The organism is Aquimarina sp., assembly GCF_977115655.1.
Genome location: NZ_CDSBKO010000015.1, coordinates 60,689 through 81,015 on the forward strand (window position 1 = coordinate 60,689; position 20,327 = coordinate 81,015).

General features: G+C 32.4%; 19 protein-coding genes. 10 read left to right on the plus strand and 9 right to left on the minus strand.

Annotated elements, in window-relative coordinates; translation table 11 throughout:
* The first annotated feature begins 13 nt into the window (after nucleotides 1–13).
* Nucleotides 14–922: a geranylgeranylglycerol-phosphate geranylgeranyltransferase gene (locus ACZIYX_RS08590; protein WP_462681805.1), complete on the plus strand. Its 909-nt coding sequence runs from the start codon at nucleotides 14–16 to the stop codon at nucleotides 920–922.
* A gap of 55 nt (nucleotides 923–977) precedes the next feature.
* Here the strand turns inward: ACZIYX_RS08590 and ACZIYX_RS08595 are convergent, their stop codons facing one another.
* Nucleotides 978–1,331 (minus strand): hypothetical protein, encoded by a 354-nt coding sequence (locus tag ACZIYX_RS08595; protein WP_462681806.1) that lies wholly within the window; start codon nucleotides 1,329–1,331, stop codon nucleotides 978–980.
* Between the two features lie 535 nt (nucleotides 1,332–1,866).
* Here ACZIYX_RS08595 and ACZIYX_RS08600 point away from each other — a divergent pair.
* Both ACZIYX_RS08600 and ACZIYX_RS08605 read left to right on the plus strand, forming a co-directional pair.
* Nucleotides 1,867–2,823, plus strand: a complete 957-nt coding sequence (locus ACZIYX_RS08600; protein WP_462681807.1) for a carbon-nitrogen hydrolase family protein — start codon at nucleotides 1,867–1,869, stop codon at nucleotides 2,821–2,823.
* A 48-nt stretch (nucleotides 2,824–2,871) separates the two neighbouring features.
* Nucleotides 2,872–3,786, plus strand: a complete 915-nt coding sequence (locus ACZIYX_RS08605; RefSeq protein WP_462681808.1) for a pseudouridine synthase — start codon at nucleotides 2,872–2,874, stop codon at nucleotides 3,784–3,786.
* A gap of 732 nt (nucleotides 3,787–4,518) precedes the next feature.
* On the opposite strand, the gene ACZIYX_RS08610 is transcribed toward ACZIYX_RS08605, so the two are convergent.
* The 5 genes from ACZIYX_RS08610 to ACZIYX_RS08630 all read right to left on the minus strand — a co-directional run bounded on the left by ACZIYX_RS08610 (nucleotide 4,519) and on the right by ACZIYX_RS08630 (nucleotide 9,371).
* Nucleotides 4,519–5,343, minus strand: coding sequence for an alpha/beta hydrolase (locus ACZIYX_RS08610; RefSeq protein ID WP_462681809.1), 825 nt, complete (start codon nucleotides 5,341–5,343; stop codon nucleotides 4,519–4,521).
* Between the two features lie 189 nt (nucleotides 5,344–5,532).
* Nucleotides 5,533–6,723 carry a mannosyltransferase gene (locus ACZIYX_RS08615; RefSeq protein WP_462681810.1) on the minus strand — a complete coding sequence of 397 codons (1,191 nt, stop codon included), beginning with the start codon at nucleotides 6,721–6,723 and terminating at the stop codon, nucleotides 5,533–5,535.
* Nucleotides 6,723–8,195 (minus strand): cellulose synthase family protein, encoded by a 1,473-nt coding sequence (locus ACZIYX_RS08620; protein WP_462681811.1) that lies wholly within the window; start codon nucleotides 8,193–8,195, stop codon nucleotides 6,723–6,725. The genes ACZIYX_RS08615 and ACZIYX_RS08620 overlap by 1 nt, the downstream gene beginning before the upstream one ends.
* A complete protein-coding gene (locus tag ACZIYX_RS08625; RefSeq protein ID WP_462681812.1) occupies nucleotides 8,196–8,888 on the minus strand; it encodes a glycosyltransferase family 2 protein in 693 nt (230 codons plus the stop codon).
* Nucleotides 8,889–9,371, minus strand: coding sequence for a toxin-antitoxin system YwqK family antitoxin (locus tag ACZIYX_RS08630; protein ID WP_462681813.1), 483 nt, complete (start codon nucleotides 9,369–9,371; stop codon nucleotides 8,889–8,891).
* 208 nt (nucleotides 9,372–9,579) lie between these two features.
* Here ACZIYX_RS08630 and ACZIYX_RS08635 point away from each other — a divergent pair, with 208 nt between their 5' ends.
* Complete coding sequence (locus ACZIYX_RS08635) at nucleotides 9,580–10,845, plus strand: sensor histidine kinase (RefSeq protein WP_462681814.1); 1,266 nt, start codon at nucleotides 9,580–9,582, stop codon at nucleotides 10,843–10,845.
* Nucleotides 10,846–10,936: 91 nt separating this feature from the next.
* Here ACZIYX_RS08635 and ACZIYX_RS08640 read toward each other — a convergent pair whose 3' ends face one another.
* Complete coding sequence (locus ACZIYX_RS08640; protein ID WP_462681815.1) at nucleotides 10,937–12,535, minus strand: 4Fe-4S binding protein; 1,599 nt, start codon at nucleotides 12,533–12,535, stop codon at nucleotides 10,937–10,939.
* A 59-nt stretch (nucleotides 12,536–12,594) separates the two neighbouring features.
* Nucleotides 12,595–13,896, minus strand: a complete 1,302-nt coding sequence (locus ACZIYX_RS08645; protein WP_462681816.1) for an NAD(P)/FAD-dependent oxidoreductase — start codon at nucleotides 13,894–13,896, stop codon at nucleotides 12,595–12,597.
* 278 nt (nucleotides 13,897–14,174) lie between these two features.
* Between ACZIYX_RS08645 and ACZIYX_RS08650 the strand changes: the two genes are divergently transcribed.
* The 4 genes from ACZIYX_RS08650 to ACZIYX_RS08665 are packed head-to-tail and all read left to right on the plus strand — an operon-like array spanning nucleotide 14,175 to nucleotide 18,174.
* Nucleotides 14,175–14,891, plus strand: a complete 717-nt coding sequence (locus ACZIYX_RS08650; protein ID WP_462681817.1) for a DUF547 domain-containing protein — start codon at nucleotides 14,175–14,177, stop codon at nucleotides 14,889–14,891.
* A 57-nt stretch (nucleotides 14,892–14,948) separates the two neighbouring features.
* Nucleotides 14,949–15,866, plus strand: coding sequence for a hypothetical protein (locus tag ACZIYX_RS08655; RefSeq protein ID WP_462681818.1), 918 nt, complete (start codon nucleotides 14,949–14,951; stop codon nucleotides 15,864–15,866).
* Between the two features lie 50 nt (nucleotides 15,867–15,916).
* Nucleotides 15,917–16,918 (plus strand): glycoside hydrolase family 113, encoded by a 1,002-nt coding sequence (locus tag ACZIYX_RS08660; RefSeq protein ID WP_462681819.1) that lies wholly within the window; start codon nucleotides 15,917–15,919, stop codon nucleotides 16,916–16,918.
* Nucleotides 16,915–18,174, plus strand: coding sequence for a POTRA domain-containing protein (locus tag ACZIYX_RS08665; protein ID WP_462681820.1), 1,260 nt, complete (start codon nucleotides 16,915–16,917; stop codon nucleotides 18,172–18,174). The genes ACZIYX_RS08660 and ACZIYX_RS08665 overlap by 4 nt, the downstream gene beginning before the upstream one ends.
* A 570-nt stretch (nucleotides 18,175–18,744) precedes the next feature.
* Here the strand turns inward: ACZIYX_RS08665 and ACZIYX_RS08670 are convergent.
* Complete coding sequence (locus tag ACZIYX_RS08670; protein ID WP_462681821.1) at nucleotides 18,745–19,167, minus strand: MoaF-related domain-containing protein; 423 nt, start codon at nucleotides 19,165–19,167, stop codon at nucleotides 18,745–18,747.
* Between the two features lie 450 nt (nucleotides 19,168–19,617).
* Here ACZIYX_RS08670 and ACZIYX_RS08675 point away from each other — a divergent pair, with 450 nt between their 5' ends.
* The gene (locus ACZIYX_RS08675; RefSeq protein WP_462681836.1) at nucleotides 19,618–19,785 is read left to right on the plus strand and encodes a hypothetical protein; all 168 of its coding nucleotides are present in this window, start codon (nucleotides 19,618–19,620) and stop codon (nucleotides 19,783–19,785) included.
* A gap of 113 nt (nucleotides 19,786–19,898) precedes the next feature.
* Entirely contained in the window at nucleotides 19,899–20,174 is a 276-nt protein-coding gene (locus ACZIYX_RS08680; protein ID WP_462681837.1) for a group II intron maturase-specific domain-containing protein, read from the plus strand.
* Nucleotides 20,175–20,327: the final 153 nt, after the last annotated feature.

The following is a 20,327-nucleotide window of genomic DNA, read 5'->3' on the forward strand; positions in this document are numbered from 1 at the left end:
AGCGTTACAATATATGCTTTCCAGAAAAAACAAACTAGTTCTTCTTAAACTTTTAAGTTTGTTTTCTGTAGTTAGAGGCTACAATATCCTGGTTATAGTACTTGCGCAATATCTTACTTCCATTTTTATTTTAGCACCCCACATTAGATTACGATATGTTGCTTTTGATCCTAACTTATTTGTAATTGTTCTGGCTTCTGCAGGAGTTATTGCAGCTGGATATATCATCAATAATTTTTATGACAGAGAGAAAGATCTGATTAATCGGCCACAAAAAACCATGTTGGATCGTTTGGTAAGCCAGCGTACCAAACTAACAGGATATTTTGTTCTTAATTTTTTATCTGTAGTATGTGCCAGTTATGTTTCTTTTAGAGCAGTTATTTTCTTTTCTTTATATATTTTCGGAATTTGGTTTTATTCACATAAGCTTAAAAAATCTCCAATAATAGGCAATATAACGGCCTCTTTATTGGCAATAACCCCATTTTTTGCCGTTTTTATTTATTATAAGAATTTTGATGAAGTGATTTTTGTTCATGCAACATTTTTGTTTTTAATACTGGTTATGAGAGAAATGATAAAAGACCTGGGAAATCTTAGAGGAGATCTCGCTCAAAATTATAAAACCATACCTATTGTTTATGGGGAGTTAATTTCAAAAAGAATTTTAAGCATATTAGTATTGGCATCCTGTATTCCGGTATATTTATTACTTACCCGATATGAAATTGGTTTTATGTACCTGTATTTTTATGCTTGTATTGTGCTTCTTTTTTCATTTTTGTTTGGATTATGGAAATCCAAAGGAAGGATACATTATATATGGTTGCATAATATTTTAAAACTAATCATTGTAACAGGAACATTCAGTATTATTCTGGTAGATCTAAATATGGTGATGGATAGGATTTTAAAGTAAAAAATAAAGCAGCTGTATCAGGTACAACTGCTTTATTGATCATAAGTGGTTAACTTTATGCTCCAATTGGCTTCTTGATTCGTAAAGAAATTTGGAATATTTTGTTTTTAAGATTTTGAGCTTTAAGAACATCTATTTTTTTATAGTTTAATCTTGATTTTACATAAGATTGTATTAATTCTTTTTCAGCATCTACATTTAGTACCACGATTTCACCTTTAGTATTCAAAGTAAATTCGATGTTTGCAATTAATTCTTCTGTTTCTAATAATTTAATTTCAGGTTTGTCTAAAAGAACAGCAATTTGCTCTCTTATTTTTTGGTTAGAATCTTTTTCTGTACTGTTGTTAGCAAAGATTGAACTTGTTCCTAGTACGATTGCGAATAATAAAACGGTTAATTTTCTCATTTTTGTGTTTTTTAGATTGGAGTATTTTAATATTTATTTTGTTTCAATTTTACAGTACAAATGTATAACGGGATACTTCATTATTTTTCTTTTCGGCTTTATTAGAATGTATTACTATGATTACGTTTAGGTTAAAAGAGGTGTATTTTAACTTAAATTAAACTTTGAAGAATAAATACTTTTTATATGTTTACTTTTCGGATATAGATAAAAAATGTATTCTCTGATAAGAAATTCTTAATGCTGAGACTGTAAGTTTGTGGATTGCTAATTTTTTGGCAACAACCCAATGTTATCTTAATGTTAATTTATGGTTTTTCCATAAAGCCACAGAACAGGTATAATGGTTTGTGAATCAATTTTTTACGTGTTAACCGTTTGTTAATCAAATGTTTTTATTTTTTAAAAAAGGCAATATAAAAGGAGTTAATGTTATCTCTGTTATAATTTTTAAGGTATCCATAAAAAATTAAAATAAATTCAGCTATTTTTAAACTACTTCTTGTGCCAGTATCACAATAATTTAAAGAAATAAATGAAAGACTCATTATTAAAGGTTGCCTTGGCACAAATTGCACCAGTTTGGTTGGATAAAGCAAGTACGATCAAAAAAATAGAAGGCACTATAATTGAAGCCGCTTTTAAAAAGGCAGAGTTGGTTGTTTTTGGCGAAACTCTTTTGCCGGGGTATCCGTTTTGGATATCACTAACCGACGGGGCGCAGTTTAACAATACCATGCAAAAAGAGATTCATGCACATTATGCACAAAATGCAGTTGTAATTGAAAAAGGAGATTTGGATTCTATTTGCAATTTGGCAAAAAAAAACAGTATAGCGGTGTATTTGGGGATAATAGAACGCCCACAAGATAGAGGAGGGCATAGTTTGTATGCATCTTTGGTGTATATAGATCAAACAGGAGAAATTAAATCTGTACATCGCAAATTACAACCCACATACGAAGAACGGTTAAGTTGGTCACAAGGAGATGGGAACGGGCTTTTGGTACACTCTTTAAAGTGCTTTACTGTTGGAGGGTTAAATTGTTGGGAGAACTGGATGCCATTGCCCAGAGCAGCATTATATGGGCAAGGAGAAAATTTGCATGTATCTGTATGGCCAGGTAGTGATTATAATACTAAAGATATTACCCGTTTTATAGCCAGAGAATCACGTTCCTATGTAATATCGGTGTCTGGTTTGATGAAAAAAGAAGATTTTCCTGAAACAACCCCGCACTTGGATGAGATTTTAAAAAAAGCTCCCGATATTTTGGCAAATGGAGGATCATGCATAGCAGGACCAGATGGAGAATGGATATTAGAACCTGTCTTGCACAAAGAAGGTTTGCTTATCGAAACTTTGGACTTTAACAAAGTATTGCAAGAACGCCAAAACTTTGATCCCGTAGGGCACTATTCAAGACCAGATGTAACACAGTTACAAATAAATAGAGAGAGACAAAGTACGGTTAGGTTTGCCAAAGAATAGTTGTTGAACCTATGCTTTAAACAATTATCTTTGCAAAAAAATTAAGATATGAGTCGTGGAGATAATTCTGGTAAAGAAAGAGCTAGCAGAAAACAGGAAGGGAAAACGAGAAATAAATCGAATGAAAAAGATATACCAAAAGCAAGAGATAACTCAAAGGATAACAAGAAACCAAGTTTTGCGAATAAGCCGTATGTAAAAGGTAAAACACTTGCAAAAAAAACAAATACTACTGCACCAAAAAAGATTTCAGATTCTGATGAATTGAGGCTGAATAAGTTTGTAGGTAATTCTGGGGTGTGCTCCAGAAGAGAAGCAGATTTATATATTCAAACAGGTAGCGTATGGGTTAATGGAAAACCAGTAACCGAGATGGGGTACAAAGTAAAATTAACCGATGAGGTTAAGTTTGATGGCAGACTTATAACACCCTACAAAAAAGAATATGTACTACTTAATAAACCTAAAGGTTTTGTTACCAGTACAAGCCCCGAAAAAACCAGAACAGTTATGGATTTGGTCGCCAATGCTTCAAAATCGGTATTAAAACCAATAGGTAGGTTAGAACGAAATACCACAGGATTACTTTTGTTTACTAATGATGTAGATTTAGAAAAAAAACTAACACATCATAAAAGCGGGGTTCGTAAAATATTTCATGTAGAGCTAGAACGTAACCTTAAGTTTGAAGATTTTCAAAAAATAGAGAAAGGGATTAAGCTGGAAGAAGGTTTTATAAATGTAGATGAGATTTCTTATATAGAAGGAGCAGGTAAAAATGAAATAGGGATTCAGTTACAATCTTCCAAAAACGGAATTATACACAAGCTATTTGAACACCTTAACTATAGCGTAGTAAAATTAGATAGAGTAATTTTTGCAGGATTGACCAAAAAAGATTTACCTCGCGGGCATTGGAGAATACTTACCGAGCAAGAGGTCATTAATTTAAAAATGATGTAAAAAATATTTTTGTAAATTAATATAAAGAGGTTTTCTCAATACTAGAGAAAACCTCTTTTTTTATTTATTTCCTGACTGTTTTCTTGTTTATGTGTTACATAACAGAGATCTTGACTATTTAGATTGTAAAATTATATTAGATTGTTTTTTTATAGCAATTGTAGGTTCAAAAGGGGGACAAAAAAAGACAATTTTATATGGTCATCTAAATAAAAAGATTGAATAAAAGAAAATAAATAATTTTGTTATATAAGAACTTTAAATAGCCTTAAGTGAAATTCAAATATGAAAAAAGAAATAGCTATTCAAGTAAATATAAGAATGTTGTTGTAATGTAAAGAAATGCATAATTAAGTAGGTTTTAATTTGTTTGGCGCGCAAAACTAAGATCTTTTTTAGTTTAACAATACATAAAGATGGAAATTAACGATTTATTAGGTTTTCGTTAAGGGTTTTTAAAAAAAGAGCAGAGTGATTTAATTCGAATTATGTAATAAAACTTAATCATAAATATAAAAAACGTAGTAAAACGTAATATTTTATTGGTTTTTTATGAAATCATTATATTTACAAAGATATAAGGAGCATTGGTATTTGAAATAGTTTAACCAGATATAATAGATTTTTGCCTTATATTTTAGGTATAATTTTTCATTATAAAGAGGATAATTTCTTCAAAAACTAAATGGATTTTTATAAGGTTATAGATTAAGAATGTATATGATTTGTTTATTAGCTCCTCAATAATTCTTTTATCTCATCATAGTATTGTTTTGTAATATATATACCATTATGCCCAGCACCTTTGATCATGGTATGTTTTATTTTATTTGGATATAAGGCTTCTAATTGCTTAGAGTTTTCTTCGGGGGTGATTAAAAAGTCATTAGAGCCATGAAAAATATATATAGGGCATGTTACTTTTGCTAAGAATTTATAAGAAGGAATCTCATAGTTGATGAGCATTTTTGGTACAGGAGCTATGCTAGCTATAAATTTGTCCCAGGCATAGTACGGTGCTTCCAGGATCAAGAGCTTCGGGTTGTTTTTTGCAGCAATATAAGACGCAAACCCTGTTCCTAATGAAAACCCCAGAACAATAATGTTCTTTTCGTTATATCTTGTTTTTACATAATCATATACCTTTTGTGCATCATGATATAGCTCGGTCTCTTTTTTATAAAAACCATCACTTTTACCATAACCTCTGTAGTCAAAAAACAGTATGTCAAACTTATTTTCTGTATATAAAGGAGCACGCTCTCCCCATTCATGGATTGCTCCCGCATTGCCATGAAAATATAGAATAACACCTTTAGAAATATTACTTGTTTTAAAAAGTAATGCATTCAAAGCTACATCTTTTTCTACAGGAATAGTAACCTCTTCAAAAGGCTGTTCAAAAGTATATACATAATCTTTTTCTAAAACTTTAGGGTTAAAGAAAAAATGCTCTTGTCTTATATATAAATATATGTAGGCAAAAAGAATTAGGAGTACAATGATTGCTGTAATCCTGAGTAGTCGCCTGCCGATTTTTTTAAAATTAATCTTCAATAGATATTGATTGTGGTGTTTTAGTTTTATTATATATTTCAAAAATAAAAATACCAAATACAATTAGATATTCTAGTCCTACCATCCATAGATTTTCTTTAAAATCAGGGTGTATATAGGCTGTGTAACTAAAAATTACTACAAATGACCATATTATAGGGTACTTATAGTTGGTAAAAACACAAAGAGCTAGTGGTCGGCAATATACCATGGATGCACGGTTGTGGATAAAAAATAATAGAAACAAATCCCTAAAAGCATTCCTTCAATAAGTTGTGATGTGCTTTTATTGTTTTTTATAAATGTTAGCCCCAAAAGTATCAAAATTACTATCATTGGTAATACTTTGCCTGCAGTTTCAATAACATTCCACCCTACAATTTGATACCCTGCCCAGCGTATAATAAAATAGATGCTAGCATTAAATTCAAAGTTTTGAAACCAAAGACTAATTGTTTTACTAAAATTAACCAGAAATTGCTGAGACAAAAATGGAGCAAATGTGAGTAATGTGGTAAGAATAACAATTAAGTAAAACCCAATTAGATTTGGGATACTTTTTACTACGCTTTGTGCAGTGGGGATATTCTTGTTTTGAGATGTAAATTTTTGAAAGAATAGAGGTAAAAAGAGCAAAGGAATCAATTTTACCGAAACAGAAAGTCCCAACGCAATTGCAGCCCAATACCAATACCCTTTATGCAAAAGATATAGCGAGCTTATTAAAAAAAAGACCATCACAGCTTCAAAATGAAGGTTACCGGTAAGTTCTATAAGTATAAAGGGGTTAAGGGTGTACCAAAAGACCCTGTTTTCAGGGAGCTTAAGGGATTTTAATAATTTTCTTCCTATAAAAAAGGTACCAATATCTGCAAGTATAATAAGAGTTCTAAATACTATTGCAGAACCCAGGATACTTTTACTGGCAAATAATGCCGCTATAACATAACAAAATTGACTTACAGGAGGGTAATTGGTATAATGGCTGCCATTAAGCTCTCCCATGCCATTGTACAATTCTTGTGCCTGTTCTATGGGGGCATTTCCTTGTGCTACCCATACTTTTGGAAGGGACAAATATGGATTAAAACCTTCCAGAAGCATTCTGCCATCCCATATAAATCTATAAAAATCTTGGGATAAGTTGGGGATAGCAAATATAAAAACAACTCTAAAAAGTAGTGCAGCAACCGCTAAAATCTTCCAGTTACCGGGGTTAATCTGTATGATTTTATAGGAAACAAAGAACAATGCAGCCCAAAGACTAAGCATTTTAACAAAATCAGTCCTTTGCAAAGTATATGCAAAACTCCAGTAAAAGAGAATGCCAATGACAATAAATAATACAGAAGTTTTATTGTATTTCCATTGTTGTAGCATTACAGCTTAGATGTTACAGATTTGAAGAATACAAAACCAAATCCCATAAATAACATTATATGAAATAAAAATAACCCAAAATCCTGAAGCTTAAAAGCACTATATAAAGCAAAACCAAAATATCCCATAAGTAATGCTTCTATAATGGTATTTCCGGATATATTTTTGTTTATGTATTTATTTCCTTTCCAGGAGTCCTTGATGTTATTTATATTAAATTTTGGAGTACGCACAAATTCACTTTTCTTTCCAAAATGACCTTCAAGAACTGCCATAGAGTTATGAACAGAAAAGCCCATTGCGACAGAGAAAAAAGTAAAAAACATTTTGATATACTCCATGAATTTCCAGAATCCTTTACCGTGGATCTTTTTGAAAGTATGCCAATAGCAAAAGAAAAATATAACAGTACTCATTGCAAAAAAGGCAATTACATTAAAATACCAACTAAACAGCGGGTTACTGTTTTTTATATACATTACAGGTACACTAAGTATAGCAACCAGTAATACAAGCAAAAACATGCTACTGTTTAATAAATGAAAAAAGCTATGAAACTTAGTTTTAAAAGGTACTGTTTTGTCTTTAAGCAGTTTCCAGTATAATTTCTGAAAGTTTTCTGCAGCACCTTTGTTCCATCTAAATTGTTGTGATCGCGCAGCACTAATAACAACAGGTAGTTCTGCAGGAGTTTCTACTTCTTCCAGATACTTAAATTTCCATTTTTTGAGCTGTGCCCTGTAGCTTAAATCCAAATCCTCTGTTAGCGTATCCCCTTGCCAGTTGCCTGCATCTTCAATACAAGTTTTTCTCCATACACCTGCGGTACCATTAAAATTAATGAAATGGTCTTTGTAATTACGACCAACTTGCTCCATTGTAAAATGAAAATCTAATGCAAATGCCTGGATTTTGGTAAGCAAAGAGTAATCTCTGTTTATATGGCTCCACCGGGTTTGTACCACCCCAATATTTGTATCTTTAAAATAAGGGATTGTTTGTAAGAGCCAGTTCTTTGCAGGTAAAAAGTCGGCATCAAAAATAGCAATAAATTCTCCTTTGGCTATTTTAAGACCTTCTTTTAAAGCTCCTGCTTTAAATCCACTTCGATCCTTACGACAAATATGTTTTATGTCAAGACCCGTTTTTTGTAGTTTTTGAATATGTTTGGCTGTAGAAATTATAGATTCATCGGTAGAGTCGTCTAATACTTGTATTTCCAACTTGTCTTTTGGGTAATCCAGTTCTGCAATATTATCCAGCAAACGATCCATAACATACAATTCGTTAAATACTGGTAACTGAACCGTGATATATGGGATTTCTTCTTCTATAGAAAAATCAAACATAGGGGAACTATCTGTCTGCTTTCTGGATTTTAAATAATTAAAAAGCAGATTTAATTGTGCCAAACTATATAAAAAAATTATTAGTAATGCTAGTGTGTATATTATTATTATGGCAATATCCATTTACCTAAAACTATATTTAAAAATCCAACTTAAAATCTTAACGCCTGCAAATATAGCACCTTTTATGGTTCCTGAAACTTTTGAGACACCAATTCTCTTTTTGTATTGCACAGGTACTTCTATATAACTATAACGTTTTTTTAACACTTTTAGTTGCATTTCTACGGTCCAACCGTAGGTTTTGTCTACCATTTTGAGTGCTAGTAGTTTATTGTATTTAATCGCTCTAAAAGGTCCTAGATCTGTATAATTTGCTCTAAAAAAAACTTTCATTAATGTTGTTGCAAGCCAGTTTCCAAAAATTTGTGGAAACGTCATAGAACCCGGTTCACGAAGCCTTTTTACTCTTGAACCTATAACAAAGTCAATATCTTTATCTATAATAGGGGATACTATATAAGTAAGTTCAGATGGATAATCACTATAATCCCCGTCTAAAAACACTACGATATCGGGTTTTATATCTTTTGAAGCAATATATTCCATACCTTTTAAACAGGCATAACCATAACCTTTTCGTTCTTCTCTTAATACCGTTGCACCTGCATTTTGGGCAACACAATCGGTATTATCTGTAGAGTTATTGCTAACAACGATAACCTCAGACACTATATCCGGAATTTCATGGATTACATGTGCTATAGAATCTTCTTCGTTAAAGGCAGGTATAATAACGTTTATTATTTGGGACATTTATAGGGAAGCATTTGGATTATCTCTTTTAAAACTAATAATATCGGTCCATTCACCAGTTTTTTTATCATTGATGAAACGTTCAGCTTTAAAAAGCCTATTGTTTTTATATAATAAACAATATCCTTGTTTTTTATTATTTTTGTATTGATACTTTCGTGTTATTCCGGCTGCAATATCGTAAATAATCCACCATTTTTCGGCTTTATCATTTATAAAATGTCCTTCTTTTAATAACTTATTGTCTTCAGTATAAAAATACCAATATCCATTTTTGCTGTTATTTTGATAGTGCCCTTCATGAGAGACTTTTCCATTTGGATAGTAAAAATGCCAAAAATCTACTTTAATTTCTCCTGTTTTCCATCCTTCAGCTTTAAGTTTTCCATTTGCATAATATTCATAATGATATTCTTTTTGAGAAACCGTTTGAGAAACCAAAACCGGATAAATAAGTATAAATATAAAAAGTTTAAATGCCATAATTAATTACTTTATTATACTTAGACGAAAAGTATTTGTAAAACCAACATGACTCTTTGAAGATGAAATTACAAGAGGACTAATTTATATAGAACTCATTACTTGTTTAACATTTTTTTGGTATCTTGAACGTACATAGTAAAGAAAATATTTTCAAATCATCTTCATTTTAATACTAAACTGTTTGTGACAGAATAGATGTTTATTTATGAGTAAAAAAGCAAAAAACAAGTCTTTATATAGCAGGTTTGATATATTACTAACACCTGTTTTTCTTATTTTTACAGGAACTATTATTCATGGTCTTATAGAGTATGGAAAAGGAGGATACGGGTTGTATTTTTTTAGAAATGCAACCGTTTTTTTTAGTATTGTTATTTGTTTTGCCTTGTATAAAGCATCTGTTGTTGGTAAATCTTTTGTTCTAATCTTTTCTGTGTATGCTATAGTAGCAGCAATTTTGGTCTCTTTTCTGTTTGGTTATTACGATACTAATTTTGATTTTGAACCATTATTTCTCAAAACAGAATTGATATTTGTACTACTTATTTTTACGATTGGCATATTAGTCCATTTCAAACATATTCTTTTTTTGATAGCAGTTAATATTGGCTTAGCTCTTATATGTTGTTTTACAGTAGCAAGAAATTATCCTATAGTAAACCTTTTATTTTTTACTTTACTCGTATCCGGCGCAGGTTTAATTGTATACATCTTTCAAAAACGAAATATCGAATTAAAACGAAAAATTAAAAGGACCAATAAACTTCTTTTGGTTCAAAACGAACAGTTAAAAACTATTAATCAATCCAAAGATCATATCTTTAGGATAATAGGGCATGATTTAAGAACACCTTTTCATCAACTTAAATCATTAGCAGAAATGATTAAAGAAGTAAAAAACGAAAAAGAAAGATTAGAAATAGAAGAACTTATAAAAGAATCGGCAGAAAAAGGATATCAATTGTTGGAAGATCTGTTAAGTTGGAGTATTTATGAAGATCAATCCAAAATATTTTTAGAAAAACTATCCCTGTATGTAATTGTAGAACGTGTATTCAAATTTTCAGAACAGGAAATAAAATCTAAAGAAATTGATATGATAAATAATGTGCCAAAAAGCCTTGAGCTTATGCTTAATTCTACCATGATGGAAACAATTTTAAGAAACTTAATATCCAATGCTATTAAGTTTTCGAATGTGCAATCAAAAATCGAAGTATCTTGTGAACAATCAGATAAAAAAGTAAAAATTTCAATTACAGATAATGGTATTGGGATGACAAAAGAATATATAGATAAACTTTTTTTAGAAGATCAAAATATTTCTATGCCAGGAACCAATAATGAAGCAGGAACAGGTTTTGGATTAAGCATAGTAAAACGATTAGTCGAAAAACAGAATGGGGAATTAAAGATAGAAAGTAATCTTAATCAAGGTACAGCAGTACATATATATTTTGGTATAAATTAAAAATTTTAAAAAGTAGGTTTTTAGTATCTGGTTTTGAGTGTAACTACAATGAGACACCTAATTTTGCTCAAAACCAGATACCAAAAACATTTTATTTTTTATTTACATAATCCATTAGATCCACATCATTGCCTAATAAAATTTGATTAGGGTTAATACGACCATCTAATTTGTCGTTCTCTAATTTTAGAACTCCTCGCGGGCAAACAGCAGAGCATATACCACAACCTACACAACTGGATCTTACTATGTTTTCGCCTTTTTGAGCATACGCGCGCACATCGATCCCCATTTCGCAATAGGTAGAACAGTTACCACATGATATACATTGCCCCCCATTGGTAGTTATCCTGAATTTGGAAAATAATCGTTGCTGAAACCCAAGAATAGCTGCCATAGGACACCCAAATCTGCACCAGGCTCTATTACCTAAAATAGGATAAAAACCTGTACCAATTACTCCAGAAAATATAGAGCCAATTGCAAAACCATACGAAGATCTTAAAGTTTCGGCTTTTATAAAGAAGATTTTACCACCATCCCCAAATACATGAATACCAATTAGCAAGGCAATTACAGCAAAGTACCCTATTGCACCATATCTGGCATCTTTACCTAGTTCTTTTCTTTTAAAAATCATGACCCCTGCAAATATCAGAGTCAAAAATCCGGTTACACAGGCAAGAAATACATCTTTGGTTAACCAATATTTTTTGGGATCATACCCTAAATAGGTATAAACAACCGCAGTGGTCATTACCACAACAAATACCAGTATGGTATGAATTAACCATCGCTCCAGTTTCCATGCGTTCAATTTTTTGCTGGATAATTGCCTGAAGGAATCTCCCGCAGTTTCTGCCAATCCGCCACATCCGCATACCCAGGAGCAATACCATCTTTTTCCAAATTTATAAGTTAACACAGGAGTAATAACAAAAACAGAAGCTATTCCAAAAATCAACAATGCCAACCCTATGTTACCGGCATTAACAAATTCGTCAATCCTGTATTGTTCAAAATTATAGTAATTAAGAGGCCAAACATTTTTTAAATCATAATACGGTAATTTAAAGGAATCAGAATTTAATCTTGCCATAAACTCTGGTATTAGAAAAGCAAACCCTAATTGAAAGAACATTACAGAAACGGTGCGTATTTGTTGGTAACGGTTATGTCTGTATTTTAAAATAAACTTATAGCCAAATGCAATAATGGCGATAGTATACAAAGTTCCATAAACAAACCATTGGCTAGCAGGATTACCACTCAACAGTTTACTCAAAGGATCAAATAAAGCAACCAAACCAGTATTGGCTTTTCCGTCTGTTCCCAGTCCCAATAATTCGGCATAAAAGTACAATACGATATAAAATGATGTTAATCCAACCCCGGTTAACCATCCCAAAATACCCCTCGAAGAAATGGACATAAACCATACACCATCATTTTTGATCCCTTCTAATTTGGTTAAATATGCATCATTGGCAAACAGGATGGTTCCCACTGTTATTAAAACAAGCGACATGGTTAAAAATACACTTTGGTTTGGAAAATTAGTATTGAACAGGGTAAGGATTAAAAGAAACAGCCCTATAAGCCCTGTAGCAGATGCTATTTTTTGTTTTATAGATAATCCTTTTGGGTCAGGACTGGCAAGTGACATGCTGTGATTTAATTTATTACTCATTGTTTCGTGTTTTTATATTTCGCAGGCTTTCAAAGTTTGCGAGGTGTTATATTATTTTTTTATGTAGTTTGAAGCGTTGTTTTATTATAAGCAGCAAGAATTTCAGGTTCATGTGTTTTGTAAAACTCAGGGTCAAAATTGGCTTCGGCAAGATGTTGTATTACATAATTCACCTCTCTTTTTTCGGTTAGCCATCGGTCAAAAACTTCGTGACGCATCCGGATCCCGAATGTATTTATACCCAAAAATTCTTTGGTTTCTTTATGATACGATACTGTAATGCATTTTGTATCATCTTTATGTATCCAATGAAACTGCTGTTCATATTCTTTGGGTTTTCCAAACACCCAACCGTAGGTTTGGTATTCGATATCCAAAAATTTGGCGCTATTAAACCAGTGTCCTGGTTTGTATTGGGTTCTGTTTCCGCAAATAGTTTGTGCCAGAGTTTCCCCCATCATACGTCCCGTATACCAAACCGCTTCTATTGTACGGCGATTACCTATAGCTTCGTGTTGCTCTGCACAATCTCCTATCGCATAAATATTAGGGATATTGGTTTCCAGAAATCGATTTACTTTTATACCCCGACCGAGCTCTATACCAGAATCTTTCAAAAAATCTATATTTGGGGATACTCCTGCGGTTAAACCTACTACATTACAATCAATGACTTCTCCGGTTTCTTGTATGACAACAGATTTTACTTTGCCATGATCGTCTGCAATTATTTCTTTTAAATTAGTCCCCAGTCTTAAGTCTATATGGTGGTTAAGAATATGCCTGTTTATCATTTTGCTTTCCCCGGCAGGTAGTACACCATTCCAAAAACTATCTTCTCTAACCAAAAATGTTACCGGTATATCCCGGGAGCGAAGCATTTCGGCTAATTCTATCCCAATTAACCCCCCCCCAACAATTACAGCCCGTTTGCATACTTTATTATTTGGGGCATGATTTTCTAGTTTTTCCAGATCTTGTTTATGATACATCCCCATAACACCATCTAAATCCTGGCCTGGCCAACCAAATTTATTGGGTTTAGAACCCACTGCAATTATAAGTTTGTCATAACTCATAGTTTCGCCATTGGCAAACACAAGTTCATTGGTTGGGTGATTTATTTTGGAAACAAATCCACTTTTAAGATCTATTTTGTTCTTTTTCCAAAACCAATTTTCATAAGGTTGTGTGTGCTCAAACCTCATGTGCCCCATATATATGTACATGAGTGCAGTGCGAGAATAAAAATAATCGGTCTCTCCAGAAATGATAGTAATTCTTTTGTTAGATATTTTACGGATATGTCTGGCAGCGGTAACCCCTGAAATTCCATTTCCGATAATTACAATGTGTTCCATAAAGATAAGTATAGGTTGTCCATATTTAGAAAGAAGTGAATACTTCGGTAAAGTAAGTCGAACATAAATATAAGAACTTAAGCAACCGGATTAATTTAGAATCAATCTAAAAATCAAAGTAATTGTAAGGTTTTTAAGTTTTGGGTAGCAAGAGGTGTTTTTTTAAACATTGCTTTTTATTGAGCAATAAAATTATATATCATTTGTAAGTACATGATTTACGATTCGACTCAATGCACAATACCAATGATAGATTTTTTAAAATAAAATGGTAAAAGATGAAAAAAACACTAATTGTATTATTTGTTCTCTCTATCCAATTTGGGTTTTCGCAAACCACAGCAGATTTTTTTAATAAAACAGATAGTTTTTTAAAAGCGTATGTTGTTAATGGCAGGGTGAATTATAAAAGTATTAAAAAAAATCCTTTGGCATTAGACGAGTTATTGCACATAGCTTCTACAATAAAGGTGGATAAAAATGAAGTTACGACCTATCAGGCATTTTATATCAATGCATATAATCTGGCAGTAATAAAGGGGGTTGTAGATAATTATCCTACAAAATCGCCTTTGGATATAAAAGGTTTTTTTGATAAAAACACCTATATTATAGCGGGAGACAATATCACCCTTAATGATTTGGAAAATAATTTTTTACGTAAAAATTTCCCTAACGAAGCCAGATTTCATTTTGTATTAGTATGCGCAGGTCTGGGCTGCCCCCCAATCATTGCTTCGGCGTATATGCCTTCGACTTTAGAAAAGCAATTGCAGGAACAAACAATAAAAGCTCTTAACAATCCTGATTTTATAAAGATAAAAGGAAAAAAAGTGCAGATTTCACAGCTTTTTGAATGGTATAAGGTAGATTTTACACACCATGGTTCTGCAATAGATTACATAAATACTTTTAGAAAAGAAAAAATCCCGAAAGACACTAAGATTTCTTACTATCCTTATGATTGGAGCTTAAATCAAATCAAATTAAATTAAATAAAATAGGGTAATCATAAACTAAACTGTTTTTAATACTAATAATCAATAAAAATTATGAAATTCAGCAAAAATATAGGAGCAATACTTTTAATTATAGCAACTGTTAGCTCTGTTTTTTCTCAAGAAGAAAATTCTGTAAAATCTAATATTCAAGAATTTACACCTTCAAAATTATTAAAAAAAGGGCAATGGGATGTTAAGTTTTTTAATAGCATTTATACACAAACAGAACAAACCGATGCAAAATCAAAATCCCAAACCATAGACAGGCAAACCTTTTTTACCAATACCACAGAGATATATACGGGAGTAAGTAATGCCTCAAGAGTAAATGTAGGGCTGATTTTTCAAGTTCGGGCCAATACGTATGGTGGAGCAGGTGCTTTTGAAGTATTAAATTTTAAAGATAACACTACAGATGCGCGAAGTGGGATAACCACCATTGCTCCGTCTATACGAGTGCAACCTTTTAAAAATATCAGTAATTTTTCTTTTACCAGTTCTTTTTATATTCCTGTTTTTGAAGATGTGCCTAATGCACCATATCTGGATAAGAGAAGTTTTTTTTGGGAAACTAAATTTTTCTATGACAAAACATTTGGAGGAGATAAATGGCAAATTTTTACCGAAGCAGATTTAGGATTTAATTTCGGGGAAAAATCTACAGATGCTAATGCAGCAGATTCTAATATAAGGGAGCGTTTTGCAAATAACAGTATGTTTTTGCCACTAAGTGCCTTTTTAAGCTATTTTCCATCTTCAAAATCTACCATTTTTGTAAACACACAACAAGCTTTTTTGATAGATTTGGGAAATGATTTTTCTCAAAATTATACCCAAGTAGGTTTGGGAGGAAAATACCAACTCACAAAAGTGTTTAATATAGAAGCATCTTTTGGTAAAATAGTGCGGGGAAGTAATTTTCAGGGATTAGGACAAACATTTAGCCTGGGGATTAGGGCTATATTTTAAATAAATATAAAATTGTACTTTTCAGTAGTAAAATGAACTGAAAAATTGCTATGAAAAAGTTTTTGATACTACTGTTAAGTACTGTTTTTGCTAATTGCACAGGGCAACGCCCAAAAATAAACGGAGTTAGCTTTGTGGCTTCTCCACAACAAATTACTTCGGCAGAAATTGATCCGGTAACAAACGTTAATGCAAATTGGGCTGCGGTAATGCCTTTTGGGTTTATAAAAAACTTAGAAACACCAACGGTAGTTTTTAATACAGAAAGACAATGGTGGGGAGAGCGAAGAGATGGTGCCAAAAGAACGATAGAACTGCTAAATGATAAGAAAATAAAAGTAATGTTAAAGCCTCAAATTTGGGTTTGGAAAGGAGAGTTTACTGGTAATATAGAAATGAAATCCGAAAAAGACTGGCAAGCATTAGAGGCATCCTATGAGGGTTTTATCCTGTTGTATGCAAAATTAGGAGAAGAAATGAAAGTCCCTGTATTATGTATAGGCACAGAGTTGCACACATTTGTGCAAAAAAGACCTGAGTTTTGGGTACAACTAATCGCAAAAGTAAAATCGGTATACAAAGGCAAACTTACCTATGCCGAAAACTGGGACCAATACTATAAAGTGCCATTTTGGAAACAATTGGATTATATAGGTATAGACGCTTATTTTCCGGTTTCTGAAAAGCGTACCCCAACAATAGAAGAATTTAAAAAAGGCTGGCAAAATCACAAAAAAGATATTATAGCATTACAATCAAAAATCGAAATCCCTGTTTTGTTTACAGAATATGGATACCGAAGCGTAAACTATACAGGCAAAGAACCCTGGGATTCTGCTCATATAGATGGAAACATTAACATGGAAGCTCAGAGTAATGCTTTGACAGCGCTATATCAAGAATTTTGGAACGAGCCCTGGTTTGCAGGAGGGTTTCTTTGGAAATGGTACCATAATCATAACGAAGAAGGGGGAGAAAAAAATAACAGGTTTACTGTGCAAAATAAACCATCAGAAAAATTAATTCAAAAATTTTATTCCGATAGCAAATGAATTTATATCGTATAATTTATATCGTTTTTTTTATTACATGCATAAGTTTTGGGCAGGATAAAGTAATTTCTGAAATACGTATTCAAGGAAATAATAAAACCAAAACATCCTCTATACAAAAACTTACCACAATCAAGCAAGGAAATGTTCTGGACTCCGTACAGATACAAAAAGATATTACAAGATTAAAGAGGCTGCCATCTATAGCACATGCATATTACCAGATAATCGAAAAAGAAGAAGGATACGAGGTGGTTTACGGGGTTGAAGAAAATTTTACTATAATCCCTTCGGTTAATGTTTATACTACCAATAATAACGAATTTGCTTTTAAGCTGGGTCTTTATGAGTTTAATTTACTAGGGCGTAATATTACTCTGGGAGCGATATATCAAAATGATATTTACAGCTCTTATGGAGCCAATCTTAGAGCCCCGTTTTTGTTTGGTAAAAATCTTGGAGTAGCGCTCAACTATAGTAACCTTACTACTCAGGAACCCGTTTTTTTAAAGAACGGAACAGCAGATTATAAATACAACAACACATCGTACGAGATTTTAGGACTATACCAGTTTAATTTCCAAAACAGGATAGAGCTGGGGGTTAACTATTTTAATGAAGAATACACCTATAAGCAAGGAGCTACAGCAGATGGGGTTCCTTTAGATTTTGATGTAAATAAGCTACTGTATAAACTAATATACGAATACGATAATTTGGATTACGATTACCAATATGTATCTGGGTTTAAAAGTGTATTTAATATACAATATGTGATTAGTACCGAGGATATTTTGCCGGATTTTACTATAGGGTGGAACGATTTTTTGTACTATAAAAGAATCGGTCAAAAAGGAAACTGGGCATCCAGATTGCGATTGGGGCTTGCCACCAATGATGACACTCCTTTTGCTCCTTTTGCAGTAGATAACAATCTTAATATTAGAGGAGTTGGTAATACTATTGACAGAGGTACCGGGGTTGTTGTTTTGAATACAGAATACAGGCATACTTTGTATGAAAAAGATTGGTTTGTATTACAAACCAATGTATTTATAGATAGTGGTAGTTGGCGTAATCCTGGTGGCGATTTTGGCGATTTTGGCGACTCTCAAAACTTTAGAATATATCCGGGAGCAGGTTTACGATTTATGCATAAACGTATTTTTAATGCTATTTTTAGAATCGATTACGGGTATGGAGTTACAGAAAATGCTACCAATGGGTTTGTATTTGGTATAGGGCAGTATTTTTGATCTCACTCTTCGAGTTACAGTGGGCTGAGGTTACTCGAATGCCCAGGATTCGGGATTTGATATACTAGAGAGCAGAGGCTCTCGAAGCTCACGACTCGACAACATAGCTAATAGTTTCCTGATAGACTACTTAAATAAAAAGCAAACTTCGATTTGATGAACCATCTTTTACGAGATTCGTATGGCAGGTGGTATTTCGATAAACTCAGTAGAGCTGTGTGAGCCTCAACACGGTAAATTAATTTACCGTGTTGGACTACTCGATTGTGTGTAGTTCTATTTTTCATCAATAATAATTTTTTCAACTTCTTCAACCTCGTATCGATCAAAATCTATTTCGTCCCAATATTTATTATTTTCGAATAATTCAAGTACGCGAATTGTCTTTGGAATATTAGTATAATCTTTTAAAACAAAATTGAAATAAAAATAACAATCACAACTCGTTATAGGATATTCTCTATCTATTAATTGTGGTTTATCTAATTCAATAAGTAATATGTCATTTTGTTCGGTAATATTTTTTAAATATGCTTTTCTCCAAGAACAGTTTACTATATAACCTAATTACTATAGTTCACGTATTGTTCCATTCAGAGGAATTATTTCTTTGTCGATTTTTAAAAAGCAATTTATAGTATTGTCTTTCAAATTAATTACTTGGCTAACACCTAATCCGTCTTGTTCAATCCAAGAAACAAAGAGAGTATAGTTGTTCAGTCGTTGTGTAAAATAGGTTTCGTCTGCTTCTTTTCCTTTTTCATCTCCTTTTACACATTTCCAATGTAGTTTATTTTCTGATTTGAAATTTAATTCATAAACATAATCGCCATAATTATATTCAAGTGTTTTTCCAGGTAAGGAAATAATTTTTTCTGAACCATTTTTTTCCACTTGAGTTATTTCAGTATTTTTTGTCTCTATTTTTTTTGTTTCATTTTTACAAGATATGATTGTTGTTAAAATCATAATTGCGAAGATTGTGTTTTTCATAATTGTTTTTTTTTGAATTTTAAATTTTAGTTATTCATCTTTTGTTTTTTTTATGCTTGCAGGTAACGCCAAATATATGAAACGGAGCAAGCCAGAACCAATCGATCTATCTGCGCATTTTTATTTCTTATTCAATTTATAAAAATTTAGCGCCATTGCAAAAAGGAAAATACCTTTCGATCTAGCACCAAACTTTACTCTTATTTCATATATAGTGTGTGTGCCTTGAATGGTAAATATAGTTCACTTAGATGAACGTCCCAAAGGGTTAAAGTCCCGTATGCACGGAGTCGTGTCCGTAAGCAAAGTAAGTGGTAAGGTGGTTGGGCAGTAGCTCAAAGTCCTATACCAGGCACTACTGTTACCATATCCAGACTTAAGAGAAAAGCAATAGATAAGTGGTTTGCAAAACAGTATTCGGAGATTAAGATGGTTCGTTATACAGATGATATGATTATTCATTGCCGTACCCAATTGGAGGCAGATCACTTGCTGGCAAAGGTAAGGGATCGATTCTTACAATGTGGATTAGAATTGCATCCACAAAAGACAAAAATTGTGTATTGCAAGAAGGAGGGGAGAAATCACAAGGGATTCCTGTGCAATTCGATTTCTTAGGATTTAGTTTCCGTCCTATGAGGATTAGATTAAAGAAAGGAGGATGTTTTTTACAGTATGATTGTAAAATGAGTCGAAAATCTAAGAAGCGTATTCTAGAAGATTTGAGAGATATGAAACTTCATACTAAAACCCAATGTAATCTACAAAACTTGGCATTTTTGCTAAACCCTAAAATTAGGGGTTGGATACATTACTATGGTAAAATAAAGCGTAACTCCCTAAAACCTGTCTTTTATTACCTCCATCATCGAATTTTTAAATGGATTTTGAACAAGTATAAACGCTTCAAAAGAAGTCGGGTTTTAGCCGTAAAATGGCTAAGACGTATTACGAGACCTTATCCAAATATGTTTTATCACTGGGAGTTAGGTTATCAATTAACGTAACGATTGGTTACATAATAAAAGCCGTATAAGATACTGGTGTAGCCTGTCCTGAGCTTGACGAAGGATGCGGTTCTGAGAGAGGTTTAGGGGTGAAATTCCCCTTTTCCTACACGATTGGCATACGTTTTTTTATTGCTATGTTTTTAATTTCGC